The following is a 16,817-nucleotide window of genomic DNA, read 5'->3' on the forward strand; positions in this document are numbered from 1 at the left end:
ACGGCGGGCCGGAACGATCTCTGACGGGGTGGGCATGGGTACGGGCTCGGGCACGGCACTGACGGCCCACCAGTTGATCGGCCTGCTGGTCGACCCGGGCGGCTTCCGCAGCTGGGACGAGCCACCGACCGTCGACCGGACCGACCCCGGCTACCGCGCCTCACTCGACCGCGCCCGCGAGCGCACCGGCCTGGACGAGGCCGTCCTCACCGGCCTGGGCCTGATCGACGGCCGCCCGGTCGCCCTGGTCGCCTCCGAGTTCGGCTTCCTCGGCGGCTCGATCGGCGTCGCCACCGCCGAGCGGATCACCCGCGCCGTCGAACGCGCCACCGCCGAGCGGCTGCCGCTGCTCGCCCTGCCGGTCTCCGGCGGGACACGGATGCAGGAGGGCTCGGCCGCCTTCCTCTGCATGCTGCGGATCACCGCCGCCGTCCAGGCGCACCGCGCCGCCGGCCTCCCCTATCTCACCTATCTGCGCAACCCCACCATGGGCGGGGTCTTCGCCTCCTGGGGCACGCTGGGGCAGCTGGTCCTCGCCGAGCCGGGCGCCCGGCTCGGCTTCCTCGGCCCGCGCGTGTACGAGGAACTGCGCGGCGTGGAGCTGCCGCCGGACGTCCAGCGGGCCGAGACGCTCGCCGGGCAGGGGCTGGTGGACGCCGTCGTCCCGCCGCAGGAGCTGCGCGAACTGCTCCGCCGTACGCTCGCCGTCCTCACCGCCGCACCGCCGTCGCCTTCCGCTCCTTCAGCCCCGTCCGCTCCTCCGGCGCCTTCCACTTCCACCGCGTCCGCGACCGCTTCGGCCGACCCCGAGCGCCCCGAGCGCCCCGACGCCTGGGACGCCGTCCGCCGCACCCGGCGCCCCGAGCGTCCCGGCACCCGTGAACTGCTGCGGCACACCGCCGAGGAACTGGTGCTGCTGGACGCCCCCGGCGGGCGCGGCGGCGCACTGGTCCGGGCGCTCGCCCTGCTCGCCGGGCGGCCCGTCCTGGTCGTCGGCCAGCAGCGGCAGACCCCCGAGCACGAACGCCCCTTCACCGCCGCCGACCTGCGGGCCGTACGGCGCACCGCGCGGCTGGCCGAACAGCTCGGGCTGCCGCTGGTCACCGTGGTGGACACGGCCGGCGCCGAGCTGTCCGCCCAGGCCGAGCTGGACGGCATCGCGGTGGAGATCGCGCACTGCCTGACCACCCTGCTCGCACTGCGCACGCCGGTCCTGGCCGTGCTGCTCGGCCAGGGGTCGGGCGGCGGGGCGCTCGCGCTGCTCCCGGCGGACCGGGTGATCGCCGCCGAGCACGCCTGGCTGGCGCCACTGCCGCCGGAGGGCGCCTCGGCGATCGTCCACCGGGACGGCGCCCACGCCGCCGAGCTGGCCCGCTCCCAGGGGATCGGGGCGCGCCACCTGGCCGAGGTCGGGCTGGTCGACGAGGTGGTCCCGGAGCTGCCGGACGCCGCCGAGGAGCCGGAGGCCTTCTGCACCCGGCTCGGGCAGGCCGTCGGTGCGGCGCTCGGCACCCTGGCGGCGGCCACCGAAGCGGACCGGCTCGCTGCCCGGGCCGTCCGGCACCGGCGGCTCGGCGACCTGCGCTAGCCGCTCGGAGCACGGCGAGGTGCCCGTCCGGAGGTGTCGGAGCACGGCGAGGTGCCCGTCCGGAGGTGTCCGGCCAGGCACCTCGTCACCTGCCCCGCCGCCCGCCTCCGGGGTGTGGCGCCGGTCTCAGCGCGGGCTTGATCGCCTGCACTCAACGTGCCGCACCCGGGTCGCCGAGTGACGCCTCGCGACCCCCGAACGGTGAGTGCGCTCACACGTGATCAAGGCCCACGACGGGCCGTAGTAGACGTCCACCGAACACCCGCCCCGCCCCCGCACTCCCCGCGTCCGCGCAGCTCAGCACCGGTCGGCGCGCCCCGCGCGACAGGTCCTTCGAATCCACGGCGCCCCGCCGCGTACGACCGCGGGTCGTAACGAGGGGGTCTTGGCGACGGCCGATCCGGTCTGGCAACAATGGCTTCCGTCGTCAGCCGCACCGGCACCTGTCCCGCCGGTGAACGGCTTACTGCCGAGTCACGCCCCGCGACCGTTCCGGCCCCTGTCCGGCCGTGGTCCAGGGCGGGGTGTGACCCGGCCCAACCTGATTGAGGTCTTGTTCTTCATGCCCGCTTTCAAGCTCCGTATGCGCACTTCCGCCGCGATTCTCGCCGGCGCCGCCGGTCTGACCGCCCTGGGCGCGGGTGTCCTGCCCGCCACCGCGAACGCCGCCACCGCCTCCCCGCAGGCCGTCGCCGCCCAGATCGTCCCGGCCAACCAGCTGTCGTCCTTCAGCCAGATCATCGCGCACGAGTCCAGCTGGAACGTGACGGCGACCAACCCGAGCTCGGGCGCGTACGGCCTGGCCCAGGCCCTGCCGGGCTCCAAGATGGCCTCGGCGGGCGCGGACTGGAAGACCAACGCGGCCACCCAGATCAAGTGGGCGCTGGACTACATGAACACCCGCTACGGCAGCCCGAACGCCGCCTGGGCCTTCTGGCAGGCCAACCACTGGTACTAAGCCGACCCCATCGGCCCACCAGCCTCCTCCCGCCACCTGACCACTCCCCCACACCCCGGGGGTCGGACAGGGACCACCGGGTGCCCGAGAGGGCCCGGACCCGCGCGACCCGCGTGGTCCGGGCCCTCTCGTGGTTCTCCGGCGGCCCCGGCTCGCGGACTCCCGCCCGTGGACGCCTGCCCGTGAACTCCCGCCCCTGAACTCCCGCCCGTGAACGGCGGCTCGTGGACTACAGCTCGCCGGTGAGCCCGAGCAGCTCACGCATCCGCGCGTACTTGGCGACCAGCCGCTCCGCGGTCGCCGGGTCCAGGGTGGCCAGGCGGGCCGGATCGGAGTTGTGCGCCAGGTCCGCGCGTTTGACCAGCAGCGCGCCCGGCGTGGCCAGGATGCGCGCGGCGTACTCCTCGACCGGCTCGTCCGGGCGCCGGGTGAGCGCCTCCACGATCGCCTTGGTCTCCGCCGGCAGCGCGGCCCCGGCCAGCCACTCCCAGCTCAGCCGGTCGTCCTCGACGGTGTCGTGCAGCCAGCCCGCCGCGATCTGCGCCGCACTGCCGCCGCGCGCCGCGGTCCCCCGGGCGACCGCGGCGATGTGCTCGCCGTACGGGTGGCCGTTCTTGTCCACCTGCCCCCGGTGGGCCCGGCGCGCGATCGTCTCCACCTCGGACAGGCTCAGGTACTGGTCGTCCTCCATCGGCTCATCGTAGGCCCGGCGCGGTCGGCACGGTCGGCGCGGACGGCGCGGTCGGCGCGGACGCTCGTCCCAGGAGACGGCGCCCGGGTGGCGTGCCCGCGCCAGGCCCGTTGATCACCCCGCCGACGGCCACTGGTTTACTGCCCCGGGGGTTCATGGGCTTCGGGGGGGTCACCACGCTCGGGACTCGACGCCCCCGACGGGAGATCCCCGTCGCACCGGCAGATCCGTCCGAGCGATCCGAGGAACCATGCCAGCCCTGCACCCCCTGCTGTCCGCCTTCGCGCCGATCTGGGCGCTCACCGGCGTCGGCTACGTCGTCGGCCGCACCGGGCTGCTCGGACCGCAGGCCGAGACGGTGCTCAACCGGTTCGTCTTCCACGTGGCGATGCCGGCCGCCCTGTTCCTGATGATCGCCCGCACCCCGCTGGACCGCTTCGCCAACGCCTCGATGCTCGCCTTCGCGGCCGGCACGGTGGCCGCGATCGGCCTCGGGCTGCTCGCCGGGCGGCTGCTGTTCCACCGCAAGCCCGGCGAACTGGCCATCGGCGCGATGGCCTCCGGCTACGTCAACTCGGCCAACCTCGGCATCCCGGTGGCGGTGCAGGTCCTCGGTGACGCCTCCTTCGTGGCGCCCGTGGTGCTGTTCCAGATCCTGCTGGTCACCCCCGCCGCCCTGGCCGTCCTGGACGGCGGCGCGGCCGGCCGCCGGGCGCTGCTCTCCCTGCCCGTCCGCAACCCGATCCTGCTGGCCACCGCGCTGGGCGCGGTCGCCTCGGCGACCGGGGTGCACCTGCCCGCCGAGTTGAATCGTTCCTGCGAACTGCTCGGCGGCGCCGGCGTCCCAACCGCCCTGATCACCCTCGGAATCTCCCTGCACAACCGCCCGCCGGCGGACGGCCGACCGCGCCGCACCGAAGTGGGGCTGACCGTCGCGCTCAAGACCCTGACCCAGCCCCTGGTCGCCCTCGCGGTGGCCGGCCCCGTGCTCCACCTGCCCGCACACCAACTGCTCACGGTGGTGCTGTTCTCCGCGCTGCCCACCGCGCAGAACGTCTACACCTACGCCCGCGAGTACCAGCAGGGCACCGCCCTCGCCCGGGACGCGGTGCTCTGGTCGACGCTGGCGTCGATGGCGACGCTGTCCGTGATCAGCTGGACCCTCGGGCCCGCGTAGATCCGGCCCGCTCACTTCTCCCTGGCGGCCGCCACCACCCCGGTCATGGCCGCCAGGAAGCGCCGGGCGGTGTCCAGCTCCCCCGGCTCGAACTGCCGCATGGCCGCGACCAGATCGCCGATCAGCCCGCCGAAGAAGCCCTCCCCCAGCTCCATCGCCCGTTCCTCCACCAGCAGCCGCACCCGGCGCCGGTCCTGCGGGTCCCGCTCGCGCCGGATCAGCCCGAGCCGCTCCAGCCGGTCCACCAGACCGGTGGTGCCCGCCGAGTTCAGCCCCAGCGCCTCACCGAGCCGGCCCGGGGTGACCACCTCCCCCGCCCGGGCCGCGTCCAGCAGGTGGATCAGCGCCCGCAGATCGGTCGGATGCAGACCGTTGCGGGCCGCGAACTCGGCGCCGAACAGATCGAGTTCGACCGTCAGGCCACGCAGCAGATGGACCAGCCGCATCGGCTCCACAACTTCGGACACCCTGTCGTCCTTCCTCGGGTAAGGCATGTGCCAGTATTCTCTCGCTCAGCGAGATACTTGTTCAACGTGATACTTGCCCGACGAGTGGCCAGGCCGACTCGGCCGCCCATCACACCACACCCGCGGAGGCCCACATGTCCGCCCGCACCGCCCCCTTCCTCGCCGCCTACGACGCCCTGCTCGCCCGCTGGCCCGTCCCGGTCGAGGCGCTCACCGTCCGCACCGCCCACGGCACCACCCGGATCAACGCCTGCGGACCCGCCGACGGCCGCCCGCTCGTCCTGCTCCACGGCGGCGGCGCCACCTCCACCGTATGGTTCGCCAACGCCGGCGCCTGGGCCGAGGCCGGACACCGCGTCCTCGCCGTCGACCTCATCGGCGACCCCGGCCGCAGTGTCCACGACGGCGCCGCCCTCGACGGCGTCCCCGGGCTGCTCGGCTGGCTGGACGCCGTCCTCGACGGACTCGGCGTCCCCCAGGCCGACTTCTGCGGCCACTCGTACGGCGGCTGGATCGCCCTGGAATACGCCCTGCACGCCCCCGACCGGGTCGGCCGGCTCGCCCTGCTCGACCCCACCCAGTGCTTCGCCGGCTTCCGCCCCGGCTACCTGCTGCGCGCCGTCCCCCTCTTCCTCCCCCACCGCACCCCCGCCCGCGCCCTCTCCTTCCTCGACTGGGAGACCGGCGGCACCTCCCGCCTCGACCCCGCCTGGCGCGAGCTCTACGCCCTCGGCTACGCCGACTTCCCCGCCTCCCGTGTCGTCACCGGCCCCCGCCCCACCCCCGAACGCCTCCGCACCCTCACCACCCCCGTCCTCACCCTCCTCGCCGAGCACAGCCGCACCCACGACCCCCACCACATCGCCCGCACCGCCCGCCGAACCCTCCCCACCGCAGAAGTCGCCATCCTCCCGGGCGCCTCCCACCACAACCTCCCCATGGCCGCCGCCCACGACCTCAACCCCCGCCTCACCACCTTCCTCAGCCCCGCACCCCGAACCTGACCCCGCCCACCATCACGAGAAGTCACCCCGCCCGGCTTCCCACGCACGCGCCCGACGGTCGCCAGGCCACCCCAGCCACACCAACACCCCGCGCCCCGCACAAGAAGTCGGCGGGGCCGACTTCTCACGCCGCCGGATTGGCCTACGTAGGAAGTCAGCCTGGCCGACTTCCTACGCGGGCAGGGCCGACCAGCGGCAGGAGTTGAGCGGGCCGTTCCGGAGAGGGGGCCGCACGAAGCGGCGGGACCACGACCGCGCGCCCCCTGCCCTCACTACACCGGGGATCACGCCTTGCTCGCGGCTTGACGGCTGTTGCAGCTGGCCCGGGAACGGGCTTCATGACGACGCCGCCAGTAGGACCAGCGGAGCCAGTGGTCGGCCCCGTGAACATGTCGGCCGACCAGGGCGATGAAGAGCCCCTGGATTTCGTCGCAGGTCAGCGGAATCAGTTCGTCGGGGCCGGGACGGGGAAGGTGCTCGTCGGCGCGGACGACAGCCGGGGAGGCATCGGCGAGCATGGGCGAGCGTGGCCCAGTGGGACCCGGACGTGTAGCAGCGGAGCTGGTGCTCGTTCAGTCCAGCCAGACCTTTTCCGGGCTGGAACGTCTCTTCGACCCGCCACCGAGATCCTGCGACCCGCACCAGGACTGTCAGGGGTGCCGACTCCGGCGGACAGCTTCGGCCAGGATCGCTTGGGAGCTTCTCGGCGTAGACAGCGACTTGGGAGTTTTCGACTCTGCCCGCGATACCGGCGTATTGGCGCTGTACACCGACCGTGTGGCCGCCCTTCTTCACGTCACCGGTCTCGTCGACCACGAGCACCGCCTGGTCGTCGTGCAGGTGCTCGATCACGTACTCGCGCAGGTCGTCGCGGACTGCGTCGGCGTCCGCTTGGCGCGGCTGAGCAGGTGCTTCATGGCGTCGGGCGTGGCCTCGCCGACCCGTTCGGCAACGGTCCAGCAGTTCTTCCGGGGCAGGTCCGCGAGCAAGTCCCAGGACCAGGTGCCGTATTCACAGTCGGGGTTCGACCCGGGCGAACCGGCCTGCGATGCAGTCCATCAGGCCCTCGAACGCTTCCTGCCAGCGGGCGGCGCCTACGCTGTGACCTGCGGCCACCGCGTGATCGTTTGTCTTCACACGCCGATGATCAACGGTAGCCGCAGCTGCCGGCGCCGGCAGGGCGGAACGGCTCGTCGAAGGAGACGCAGTGCTGGGATTGCTGGGCTTCTACGACGAACTGGACGACCGCTCCGGCCAGCCGAGCGGATCGATCCTCGACGCCGTTCGGCCCGTCGGCGAGCCGGACGAGGCGGACCTGGTGGCCTACCTGGACACCGGCCACGTGCTGATCGACGTCATGGAATCCGGACGCGACGTCATCACCGGCAGCATCCACCGGCACTCTCCGGGATGTTCGTCCCTGGTGACCGACGGCACCTGGTTGTGGCGCCAGGACTTCCCGCACTACCTGGAAACCCACCACGTCCGGATGCCCCAGGCGTTCCTCGACCACGTCCGCAGCCTGAACTACCAGATGCCCGCCATCGCCGTGGCACAGTTCGCTCCGCGCTACGACGAGACCATGCCCCTGGTCGGCTGGGCCTCGGCTGCCCCCTGGCGATCGACGGCGACCACGCTGGTACCTGAACCACGAGCCGTGACCAGCAAAGCCCAGTTCGACGCGATGATGCTGGCCCAGGACCGGCCGCAAGACAGCTGGGGCAAGCGGCGCAAGCCACGGAGAGCGTAGACACCGCCAGCCCAGGAGCGATCTACCGACTGGAGTACCAGTGTCCTGCGCCGGAGATCCGTCGTCGGACCTTGAGTGAGTGATTCGTCGGATGTGCCGGTGCGTCGTCGCGGTCCCGCGTCGGGGCCGTTGTTGCTTTCCGGGAAGGAGCGGGGAGCGCCGACGCGACGGGCCCGCCGGGCGACGTCCGCCCAGGCGCCGGCTCTGCGAGCCCGGACCGTGCTCGCCTGTGACGGCCCGGAAGTACCGCCGATCGTCGGCGTGGCAAAGGAGCTGGGCATCTCGGCGGACACGGTCCGCAAGTGGCGGCGGCGGCCGCGGTCCCAGGCCGCCGTAGGGCGGCCGGTGCGGCTCGGCGTCCTCGGTGTAGGCGGTCATCTCGCCGTTGGCCCGCAGCACATAGGCCACGTGGCGGTCTTCCAGGCCGTGACGGAAATCGGCGTTGGCGCCGTAGGCGGTGTCCGCGACCAGCACGGCGGGCCGCAGTCCCGTGCCGGCGAGTTCGTCGAGCATGTCCAGCGCCAAGCGCCATTTCGGCCGGTGGTGCTCGTTCGCGGGGATCCGGCAGGCCGCTCGCCGGCCGGCGGCTTCGGGTCCGTCCCATGACTCGGGCAGGAACAGGCGCCAGGACAGCGGGCAGGAGGTGTCGGCGGACACGGCGTGGACGCTGACGCCGATCTGGCAGTTGCCGACCTTGCCCAGGGTGCCCGAGTACTGGCGGGCGACCCCGGGTGAGGCCTTGCCGTCCTTGGGGAAGCCGGTGTCGTCCACGGCCCACACCTCGGGCCGCACCGCCCGCACGGCCCGCCGCGCCAGGCGGGCCCGGAACGTCCTCGACCGGTCAGGTCGAGGACGTCATGAACTGCTGCAACCTCTGATGATCGACCCCCAGGTGCCCGGCCATGGGCTGCATCGACTTGCGCCGGCCCTCCAGCAGCAGCCCCCGCAGATACAGTCCGCCCTTGGCCCGCTGATCACGCCGGGCCAAGGACGCGAACACCTCAGCCGCGACCTCCTCCAACCGACCCCGCCACAACGCCAACTCCCCAGCCCTCATACGACCGGAGAACTACCGACCACACGATGCGACAAGCCTCCTAACAAAGCACTACTAGGCCACAAGGTGCAGTGGGCGGTGTCGGGGGCCAGGGGGTGGCGGGGGCGTGCGTAGCGTTGCCGGATGACCGAAACCACGCGGGGCGGCGGGGCGGCGCGGGCGAGTGCGGCTCATGTGATGGCGCCGGCGGTGGTGTTCGCCGTTCCGGTGCTGAAGTTGGCGTGGACGCTCGGGGGCGGGGACGCGGCTCGGGACGCGCTGCTGGCGATGGGGCCGGCGAACTGGGTGGACGTCGTCATCGGGATGTTCTTCGCCGAGCCGGTGCTGGCGGTCGTGCTGGCCGCGGTGCTGTCCCACCTCAGTTACGCCTACCGGGCCGCTCACGGCGGGGCCGCCCGGCACCAGGGGCGGGCCCTGGCGGAGACGGCGGCGCGGGCGGCGATCGTGCCGGGATCGCTCGGGGTGGTGGTCGGGGCGTTCAACGGGCTGTGGTGGGGTGTGGCGGCCGGTGTCCTGGGCTGTCTGCTGCGGCTCGGCGTGGTGGCCGAGTACCGGACCGGCGCGCGGTCGACCGCCACCGGCCGCCGCACCGGGAAGCCGGCCGTGGCCTTCGGGTCCCGGGTCGTCGAGGCGGCCCGGGTCGTGGCACTGCTGCTCTCCCTGGCGGTGCTTCCGGCGCTCTCGGTTGTGGCCGCCCTCGACGGCCGGTCCTGGACGAGCGTGCTGGTGTGCGACGTCGACACCGGCGGCGGCCCGCAGCGGGCCCGAGTGGTCGAGCTGGACCGTCAGGCCGCGGGCGTCGTGGGCTGGGACGTCCCCGCCCACGAGGTGGTCAGCGGCACCAACTGCGCCGTCGACCCGGACGACGTGCTGCGCGATCCCTGGTGGCGTCGGTAGGACCGTCCCGGCGGACGCAGAACGCCGCGTCGGCCACCAACGCCACGACGGGCACCCGGTGGCCGGACACGGGACGCGGTGGCGTCGTAACCGCCGTGGGCGCCGGGATCGGCGGGATCGGCGGGGCACCGGTGGACTCAGTAGATCAGGTAGTCCGGGCGTCGCCCTTCGTCGTCGATCTCCCCGGTGGCCTGGGTCCGCAGCTTGGCGGACAGTTCCTCCAGGGCCCGGGAGGCCGCGACCTCTTCGCCGATCCTGGCGAGCGGACGGTCCTCCGCGCTCTTCACGGACTCGCCGTGCGCGCTCAGGCCGGGCGCCCTGGCGCCGGTCAGCCTGGCCTCACACGTCGTGTGCACGCCGTCTTCCTCGAAGCTGAGCTCCACGTCCCACTGGTTGTGCATGCCACACCTCCTGGCGCAGGCCCCCGTCACGCCTGTCCGGACCGGCACGGACGGTGACCCGTGGCGGCCGCTCACACCAGCGTGCGCCTGCCCCGCCGGTGGCGGCAAGCGCTGCCGGACGACGCGGTGCCGGCCACGCCGCGCGCGTGTCGTGCGATCGGCCCGGGCACCGGCCCGGCGGTAGGCTGACGGGAGCGGCCGCGACGTCCGGCTCACCTCTCGGACCCGTCGGCGCGGCGCGGGCAGCGACAACCTGGTGGTCCCTCCGTGGCGGTCTTCCTCCTCGCTCTCAGTGCGGCCTGCTGTCTGGGGCTCGGCTTCGTCCTCCAGCAGCACGCGGCGCAGCAAGCCCCGCGCTCCGATCTGCTGCGCTGGCGGCTGCTGCTGGACCTGTTGCGGATGCCGCAGTGGCTGCTCGGCACCGGGTTCATGGTCAGCGGGCTGATCCTCTCCGCGTTCGCGCTCAACCAGGGCGAGGTGTCGCTGGTCGAGCCGCTGCTGGCCACCAATCTGCTCTTCGCCATGGCCCTGGCCCGGGTGTTGACCCGTCAGACCCTGGGCCGCTCCGGCTGGGCCGGGGTGCTGCTGCTGGCCCTCGGGGTGACGGCCTTCATCGTGGCCGGGCAGCCGACCGGCGGCGGGCCGCCCGCCGGGGAGTTCCGGCACTGGCTGGTGGTCGGCACCGTGATGGGGCTGGTCGTGCTGCTGGTCTCGCTGGCCCGGCGGCTGCCGCTGTTCGAGGAGGCGACCCTGCTGGCGCTCGCCGCCGGACTGCTCTACGGCCTCCAGGACGCACTGACCCGGACCACCACCCAGCGCCTCGACCACGACGGGCTGGCGGCGGTGTTGCGCAGCTGGCAGCCGTACGCGGTGGTGGTGGCGGGTGTGGTCGGGCTGCTGCTGGTGCAGAGCGCCTTCGAGGCCGCACCGCTGCGGATGTCCCTGCCGGCGCTGACCGCCGCCCAGCCGCTGTCCGGGATCGCCTGCGCGGTGGGCTTCCTCGGCGACCGGCTGCGGGTGACCCCGGGGGCGTTGGCCTGGCAGTCGGCCGGGCTGTTGGCGATCGTGATCGGGGTGATCGTGATCGGACGCCATCCGGCGATGCCGGGGACCGTCGGCGACACCCTGGAGAGCATCGGGGCGTCGCCCGAGGACGGAGCGGAGGAGAAGTCCGAGGATGAGTCCGAGGACGAGCCGGAGGAGAAGCCGCCGGGCGGGTCCGCGGAGAACGACCGCCCCGGGAGCACCGGTTAGGTCGCGATGTGCTGGAGCACGCAGGCGGACGCCGTGGCCGGTGGACTGGTCGCGGGCGTCGGGGTGGCGTGCCTGGTCCGCGCCCGTCGGGCCGGCCGGCCCGAGCGCCTGCCGCTCGCCTCGCTCCCCGTGGTGCTGGGCGCGCACCAGTTGATCGAGGCGCTGGTCTGGCTCGGTACGGACGGCGGGCTGCCGGACGGCCTCGCCGGGGCGGCCCGCACCGCCTGGGCGGTGGTCGCCCTGCCGTTGCTGCCCGTTATGGTGCCGGCCGCCGTGTGGTGCGCGACCAGCGGGCCACGCCGACGGGTTCTCACCGCGCTCGCCCTGCTCGGGGCGGTGGTCGCCGTTCCCCTGGCCGTGGCCGTCGGGTCCCACCCGGTGACGGCCACCGTGCGCGGTCACACCCTCCACTACGCCATCGGGATCCCGTACCCGGCGCTCCTACTGGCCGGCTATCTCCTTGCCACCGTCGGCTCCCTCCTGGTGAGCGGCGACCGCCTGCTCCGCCGTCTCGGTTTCCTCATCGGCGCCGGCGCCGTCGCCTGCGCCCTGCTCTGGGGCCTCGCCTTCGTCTCCACCTGGTGCGCGCTCGCCGCCCTGGCCAGCCTGCTGCTGCTCCGCTGGGCGGGCCGGCGGCAGGTGGGCGCGCCTGCCCCTGCCGCCGGTCGGGCCCGCTAGCCGACCCGAGGGCCTGCCGACCCGCCGTGCGCCTGATCCGGATCGACGGCCGTGCCGCCCGTACGGCCCGCGCGCCCCCGGAGGCGGTCCATCTCGCGCCACTCGGGGCGCAGCCCGGCCAGGCTCGTGGTGGCGAAGTACAGGGCTCCGGCCGCGATCAGGCTGGGTATCAGCCCGACCAGGGCGACCGCCGCACCGGCGACCAGCCCGCCGAGCGGGATGCCGGCCCAGGCGAGGGAGTCGCTCAGGGCGTGGACGCGGCCCAGCAGATGGCGGGGCACCCGCTCGAAGAGGACCGCGCCGAGGATCGGGTTGAGGAAGCCGGAGCCGAAACCGCCGATCGCGAAGACCGTCAGCACCAGCCACATCGGCGCGCCCAGGGCGAGCACCAGGAAGCGCGGTGCGCCGCACAGGAGGAAGCCGGTGAAGAAGACCGTCCGCCGGGGCAGGCGGGCGGCGACGGCCGCCGCTATCAGACTGCCGACGACGGCGGTGGCGCCCATGACGGCGGCGGTCAGGCCGATGGCGGCCGGGCCGTTGCCGGACTCCCGTGCCCAGACCGGGACGAGGACGGTGATGAACCCGGCGTCGATCAGGTTGGTGATGCCGACCATCACGATCACGGTGAGCAGCAGCGGCTCCGAGCGCAGGAAGGTGAAGCCCTCCCGGAACATCCGCCAGTAGCCCGCGGGCTGCTCCCCCTCGGACGGACCGGCGGGCGTGGCGGGCACCGCCGAGCGCCCCATGCCGCGTGGGAGCGCGGCAGCGATGATCAGCGACCCGAGCGCGAAGGTGCCCGCGTTGACCGCGAGGCCGGCCAGCGGCCCCATCGCGGCGACCAGCCCTCCACCGACCGCCGGGCCGACGGTGGAGGCCAGCCGCTCGGTGACGCCGGACAGGCCGGTGGCGCGCTCCATCGGCACCCGCGCGTGGTCGGCCGCCTCGGGGACCATGACGGACTTGGCCAAGTCCCCCGGGCCGCGCATCGCCCCGATCACCGCGACCATCACCAGCAGCACCCAGAAGGGCAGCAGCCCCCGCGCGTGCAGCAGCGGGACCAGCCCGGCCGCTACGGCGCTGACCGCGTCCGTCGTCCAGGACACCGTCCGTGGCCCGAGCCGGTCCACCACCGGCCCGGTCAGCGCCTTGACCGCCACGTAGGGCGCCATCTCGGCGAAGGCGACCAGGCCCGTCATGGTGGCGCTGCCGGTGGTGGCCAGGACGAACCAGGGCAGGGCGATGGCCGAGACGCGGGTGCCGGTCACCGAGACGGCCGTGGCGGTCAGCACGCCGGCCAGCGGCCGGTAGCTGCGCCCGGGTTCGTCGACGGCGGCTCCCGCGGTGGTCCCCCCGGCGGTTCTCGTGCTGGTGGTCGTGCTGCCGGTCATGTGGCTCCCCCCTCGTCGGTGTCGTCGCGCAGGTCCGGCAGGACGTGGACGACGACGGACACCTGCTCCGATCCCTCCGGGACCGGTCCCTCGGCGCCCACCCAGCGGTAGCGCCGGATCACCTCGCCCAGTTCCTCGGACAGCCGCTCGGCCTCACCGGGCGTCAACTGGAGTACGAGGTCGCTCAGGTTCACCGCCTTGCGCCAGTCCCTCGGCATCGCCTCGAAGGCGTCCAGCGAGCGCTGGGCCGCCAGGGTGTGCGAGGCGAGGACGGACCGCAGGTAGCCGGCGGCGTCCCCCAGCTGGTCGTCGGCCATGTCGTCCACCGTCCAGACCGTGACCCGGTGGGCCGAACGCCACCAGCGCTCGCGGGCGTTGCCGCGCGCCTCGTCCTCCTCGACGAAGCCCGCGGCGGCGAGCTGGCGCAGGTGGTAGCTGGTCGCGCCGGAGTTGATCCCCAGCTCCGCGGCGAGCCGCGTCGCCGTGGAGGGGCCATGCTTGCGCAGCAGCCCCACCACCTGCAGACGCACCGGGTGGGCCATCGCCCGCATGCTCTCGGCGGTGAGGGCGATGGCGCGCCGGTCGTCACTGTGCTTCCAGCCGTGCTCTTCGGTCATGGCACGAGGCTAGACCGCAAAGGGTTCTTTGCAAAGGGATTTTTGCGAAGAAGCCTTTGCGGTTCATCGCCAGGGACTACGCCGCGGCTCCCCGGCCCCGCCGCTCGGCGGGGGCCCGGACGGCCGCTCGGCGGGGGCCCCGGAACGGACCGCGGCCCGGAGCGGGATTGTCACCCGGGCGGCCGAGGCGCAGGCTGTCAGAGAGGGCCCGGAAGTCGGCCCGCCACGGTCGGCCGCGGATTCGATGACGGCCGCCGGGGAGCACGAGGGGCAGGCGATGGCACACCGGAGGCTCTGGGGCTACGTCGCGTCGGGGGCCCGGGCGCTCGGCGCGCTCAGCGCGTACGGCGGCGCGGGCGGCGCCGGACGCCGGAGCGGGTCGGCGCACCGGAGCGGGTCCGGGCGCACGGCCACGTCGGCGACCGCCGAGCCCGAGGAGGGTACCGGCCCGTTCTCGCCCGGCGCGATGGCCGCGCCCAGGGCGCTCACCCGCACGGAGCTGGAGCGCCTGCGGTGGACCGGCCGGCAGGCCGGCTGCGAGCCGACGGCCCGGCACGTCCAGGTGGCCGACGTGGTCCGCCGGGTGGTCCGCGGCGGCGGCCGGGCGGCGGCCGTCACGGTCCGGGTGGCGCCCGGGCTCCCGGTGGTGGCCGGGGACGCCCGACGGCTGGAGGCCGCCCTCGCCGGGCTGGTCGACCACGCGATCCGACGCAGCCCGCTCGGCGGCCGGGTGCTGGTCCGGGCCGACGTGGCGGGCGGAACGTCCGCACTGCGGGCGTCCGTCCGGGCGCCCGGACGGACGGTGGCGGCCCGCGGCCGGGTGGAGATCCGGGTCTCCGACCAGGGCTCCCAGGAGCTGCCCGAAGCACGCGAGTGGCTGGTCGCGGGCGCGCGGGCGGACGGCCCGGCAGGGCCCGCCCTGCACAGCCTGGTGGTGGCCGCGGGCGGTCGGCTCGCGGTGGAGACCACCCCCGGCGGCGGCCTGACCGTGGTCCTGCTGCTGACCGTCGCGTCCGACTGAGCGCCTACGGGTGACGTACGGCTAGAACGCGCACGACTGACCGCATACGACGGTAGGAGTACCCCCGGCTCCGGGCGCACACCCGGCGGCCCCGCCCCGGCGAACCTAGACTTGCCCCATGCCCCGGCTCAACGACCAGGTCAGGGAACTGCTCCAGGAGTACGCCGACCTGATCAACATCACCGGCGGGGACGCCTTCCGGGCCCGCGCCTACGAGAAGGCCGCCCGCGCGGTCGGCGGCCACCCCGAGGACCTGGCCGGCCTGGACGTCAAGGGTCTCCAGCAGATCCCCGGCGTCGGCAGGTCCACCGCCGAGAAGATCGCCGAGTACCTCGCCACCGGGACCGTCCCGGCCCTGGAGGCGCTGCGCGCCGAGATCCCGTCCGGCGTGCGGGAGATGATGGCCGTCCCCAGCGTCGGCCCCAAGCGCGCCCTGGCCCTCTACCGGGACCTCGGGATCTCCTCGGTGGAGGAACTCGCCGCGGCCGCCCGTGCCGAGAAGCTCACCGACCTGCCCGGCTTCGGCGAGCGCAGCGGCGAGAAGATCCTGCACGGCATCGAGCTGATGCGGCAGTCCGGCGGCCGCACCCTGCTGGACACCGCCACCGAGCTGGCCGAGCAGCTGGTCGCCGCGCTCTCCGCCGTCCCCGGCTGCACCCGCTGCGCGTACGCGGGCTCGCTGCGCCGGATGCGCGAGACGGTGGGCGACATCGACGTGCTCGCGACCGCCGACGACTCCGCCCCGCTGATGGCCGCGCTCACCGAACTCCCCTACGTCGCCGAGGTGATCGGCAGTGGGAGCACCAAGACCTCGGTCCGTACCACCCAGGGCGTACAGGTGGATCTGCGGGTCCTACCGGAGGAGGACTGGGGAGCGGCGCTGGTCTACTTCACCGGTTCGAAGGCGCACAACATCAAGCTGCGCACGATGGCCGTCCGGGCCGGGCTGAAGCTCTCCGAGTACGGGCTGTTCGAGGTCGACGGCGGCGCCAAGGTGGTCTCGGAGACCGAGGAGGAGGTGTACGCGGCGCTCGGCCTGCCGTGGATCCCGCCGCCGCTGCGCGAGGACCGGGGCGAGATCGAGGCCGCGCTGGACGGCGGGCTCCCCGACCTGGTCCAGGAGTCCGACCTGCGCGGCGACCTGCACACCCACACCGACCTGACCGACGGGCTGGCCACCCTGGAGGAGATGATCGACACCGCCGCCGCCCGCGGCTACTCCTACTTCGCCGTCACCGACCACGCCCCGGACCTGGTGATGCAGCGGATGACGGACGAGAAGATGCTCGCCCAGCGCGAGCAGCTGCGCCGACTCGCCGACCGGCACAAGCGGTTGCGCCTGCTGCACGGCACCGAGCTGAACATCGGCCCGGACGGCGGGGTGGACTGGCCGCCCGAGTTCCTGGCCGGCTTCGACGTCTGCGTGGCCTCCGTGCACTCGCACTTCGCCCTGGACCGGGCCGCCCAGACCCGTCGGCTGATCCGCGCCTGCGAGAACCCGTACGTGCACGTCATCGGCCACCTCACCACCCGCCGGATCGGCCGGCGCGGGCCGATCGACGTCGACCTGGACGCGGTGTTCGAGGCCGCCGCGCGCACCGGCACCGCGATCGAGATCAACAGCTCCCCGCAGCGGCTCGACCTGCGCGACGAGGACGTCCTGCGGGCCAGGCGGCACGGCGTGCGCTTCGCGATCGACAGCGACGCGCACGCCACCGGCCACCTCGCCTACCCGCGCTACGGCATCGGCACGGCGCAGCGCGGCTGGCTCACCGCCGAGGACGTGGTCAACACCTGGACCTGGCAGAAGCTGAAGCGCTTCCTCCGCAAGGACGCGGTGCCGAAGTAGGCCCGGGCCCTCAGTGCCGC

17 protein-coding genes and 2 pseudogenes are annotated in these 16,817 nt (G+C 74.0%); 10 read left to right on the forward strand and 9 right to left on the reverse strand.

Annotation, left to right across the window (positions count from 1 at the left end):
- Positions 1 to 34: 34 nt before the first annotated feature.
- Together ACZ7RU_RS29350 and ACZ7RU_RS29355 are read left to right on the forward strand one after the other, a co-directional pair.
- Positions 35 to 1,588 (forward strand): carboxyl transferase domain-containing protein, encoded by a 1,554-nt coding sequence (locus ACZ7RU_RS29350; RefSeq protein WP_470343983.1) that lies wholly within the window; start codon positions 35 to 37, stop codon positions 1,586 to 1,588.
- Between the two features lie 583 nt (positions 1,589 to 2,171).
- On the forward strand, positions 2,172 to 2,546 hold the full coding sequence (locus ACZ7RU_RS29355) for an aggregation-promoting factor C-terminal-like domain-containing protein (protein ID WP_470343984.1): 375 nt from the start codon (positions 2,172 to 2,174) through the stop codon (positions 2,544 to 2,546).
- Between the two features lie 229 nt (positions 2,547 to 2,775).
- Here ACZ7RU_RS29355 and ACZ7RU_RS29360 read toward each other — a convergent pair whose 3' ends face one another.
- Positions 2,776 to 3,237, reverse strand: coding sequence for an HD domain-containing protein (locus tag ACZ7RU_RS29360; protein ID WP_470343985.1), 462 nt, complete (start codon positions 3,235 to 3,237; stop codon positions 2,776 to 2,778).
- 250 nt (positions 3,238 to 3,487) lie between these two features.
- On the opposite strand from ACZ7RU_RS29360, the gene ACZ7RU_RS29365 reads away from it, so the two are divergent.
- Positions 3,488 to 4,414, forward strand: coding sequence for an AEC family transporter (locus ACZ7RU_RS29365; protein ID WP_470343986.1), 927 nt, complete (start codon positions 3,488 to 3,490; stop codon positions 4,412 to 4,414).
- Positions 4,415 to 4,425: 11 nt separating this feature from the next.
- Here the strand turns inward: ACZ7RU_RS29365 and ACZ7RU_RS29370 are convergent, their stop codons facing one another.
- Positions 4,426 to 4,860: a MarR family winged helix-turn-helix transcriptional regulator gene (locus ACZ7RU_RS29370; RefSeq protein WP_470344052.1), complete on the reverse strand. Its 435-nt coding sequence runs from the start codon at positions 4,858 to 4,860 to the stop codon at positions 4,426 to 4,428.
- A gap of 155 nt (positions 4,861 to 5,015) precedes the next feature.
- Between ACZ7RU_RS29370 and ACZ7RU_RS29375 the strand changes: the two genes are divergently transcribed.
- Positions 5,016 to 5,885 carry an alpha/beta fold hydrolase gene (locus ACZ7RU_RS29375; protein ID WP_470343987.1) on the forward strand — a complete coding sequence of 290 codons (870 nt, stop codon included), beginning with the start codon at positions 5,016 to 5,018 and terminating at the stop codon, positions 5,883 to 5,885.
- A gap of 284 nt (positions 5,886 to 6,169) precedes the next feature.
- On the opposite strand, the gene ACZ7RU_RS29380 is transcribed toward ACZ7RU_RS29375, so the two are convergent.
- The 3 genes and pseudogenes from ACZ7RU_RS29380 to ACZ7RU_RS29390 form a co-directional block, all read right to left on the reverse strand.
- On the reverse strand, positions 6,170 to 6,403 hold the full coding sequence (locus ACZ7RU_RS29380; protein ID WP_470344055.1) for a hypothetical protein: 234 nt from the start codon (positions 6,401 to 6,403) through the stop codon (positions 6,170 to 6,172).
- Positions 6,404 to 6,593: 190 nt separating this feature from the next.
- A pseudogene (locus tag ACZ7RU_RS29385) lies at positions 6,594 to 6,874 on the reverse strand (transposase); the annotation flags it as partial.
- Between the two features lie 22 nt (positions 6,875 to 6,896).
- On the reverse strand, positions 6,897 to 7,022 hold the full coding sequence (locus tag ACZ7RU_RS29390) for a hypothetical protein (protein ID WP_470343988.1): 126 nt from the start codon (positions 7,020 to 7,022) through the stop codon (positions 6,897 to 6,899).
- 70 nt (positions 7,023 to 7,092) lie between these two features.
- Here ACZ7RU_RS29390 and ACZ7RU_RS29395 point away from each other — a divergent pair, with 70 nt between their 5' ends.
- Positions 7,093 to 7,635 carry a hypothetical protein gene (locus ACZ7RU_RS29395; RefSeq protein ID WP_470343989.1) on the forward strand — a complete coding sequence of 181 codons (543 nt, stop codon included), beginning with the start codon at positions 7,093 to 7,095 and terminating at the stop codon, positions 7,633 to 7,635.
- Between the two features lie 177 nt (positions 7,636 to 7,812).
- Here the strand turns inward: ACZ7RU_RS29395 and ACZ7RU_RS29400 are convergent.
- Positions 7,813 to 8,692, reverse strand: a pseudogene (locus tag ACZ7RU_RS29400) (IS701 family transposase); the annotation flags it as partial.
- A 123-nt stretch (positions 8,693 to 8,815) separates the two neighbouring features.
- On the opposite strand from ACZ7RU_RS29400, the gene ACZ7RU_RS29405 reads away from it, so the two are divergent.
- Complete coding sequence (locus tag ACZ7RU_RS29405) at positions 8,816 to 9,589, forward strand: hypothetical protein (protein WP_470343990.1); 774 nt, start codon at positions 8,816 to 8,818, stop codon at positions 9,587 to 9,589.
- Positions 9,590 to 9,726: 137 nt separating this feature from the next.
- On the opposite strand, the gene ACZ7RU_RS29410 is transcribed toward ACZ7RU_RS29405, so the two are convergent.
- Positions 9,727 to 9,990 carry a dsRBD fold-containing protein gene (locus tag ACZ7RU_RS29410; RefSeq protein WP_470343991.1) on the reverse strand — a complete coding sequence of 88 codons (264 nt, stop codon included), beginning with the start codon at positions 9,988 to 9,990 and terminating at the stop codon, positions 9,727 to 9,729.
- Positions 9,991 to 10,257: 267 nt separating this feature from the next.
- Here ACZ7RU_RS29410 and ACZ7RU_RS29415 point away from each other — a divergent pair, with 267 nt between their 5' ends.
- Together ACZ7RU_RS29415 and ACZ7RU_RS29420 are read left to right on the forward strand one after the other, a co-directional pair.
- Positions 10,258 to 11,244, forward strand: coding sequence for a DMT family transporter (locus tag ACZ7RU_RS29415; RefSeq protein ID WP_470343992.1), 987 nt, complete (start codon positions 10,258 to 10,260; stop codon positions 11,242 to 11,244).
- A gap of 6 nt (positions 11,245 to 11,250) precedes the next feature.
- Positions 11,251 to 11,922, forward strand: a complete 672-nt coding sequence (locus ACZ7RU_RS29420; RefSeq protein ID WP_470343993.1) for a DUF6629 family protein — start codon at positions 11,251 to 11,253, stop codon at positions 11,920 to 11,922.
- On the opposite strand, the gene ACZ7RU_RS29425 is transcribed toward ACZ7RU_RS29420, so the two are convergent.
- Positions 11,919 to 13,310, reverse strand: a complete 1,392-nt coding sequence (locus tag ACZ7RU_RS29425) for an MFS transporter (protein WP_470343994.1) — start codon at positions 13,308 to 13,310, stop codon at positions 11,919 to 11,921. The two genes, ACZ7RU_RS29420 and ACZ7RU_RS29425, sit on opposite strands and share 4 nt — an antisense overlap.
- Positions 13,307 to 13,927, reverse strand: a complete 621-nt coding sequence (locus tag ACZ7RU_RS29430) for a helix-turn-helix domain-containing protein (RefSeq protein WP_470343995.1) — start codon at positions 13,925 to 13,927, stop codon at positions 13,307 to 13,309. Before ACZ7RU_RS29430 ends, ACZ7RU_RS29425 begins: the two co-directional genes overlap by 4 nt.
- A gap of 277 nt (positions 13,928 to 14,204) precedes the next feature.
- Between ACZ7RU_RS29430 and ACZ7RU_RS29435 the strand changes: the two genes are divergently transcribed.
- Both ACZ7RU_RS29435 and polX read left to right on the forward strand, forming a co-directional pair.
- The gene (locus ACZ7RU_RS29435) at positions 14,205 to 14,948 is read left to right on the forward strand and encodes a histidine kinase (RefSeq protein ID WP_470343996.1); all 744 of its coding nucleotides are present in this window, start codon (positions 14,205 to 14,207) and stop codon (positions 14,946 to 14,948) included.
- Positions 14,949 to 15,066: 118 nt separating this feature from the next.
- Complete coding sequence (polX, locus tag ACZ7RU_RS29440; RefSeq protein WP_470343997.1) at positions 15,067 to 16,797, forward strand: DNA polymerase/3'-5' exonuclease PolX; 1,731 nt, start codon at positions 15,067 to 15,069, stop codon at positions 16,795 to 16,797.
- The last annotated feature ends 20 nt before the right edge of the window (positions 16,798 to 16,817 follow it).

The organism is Kitasatospora sp. NPDC114501 (assembly GCF_055633695.1).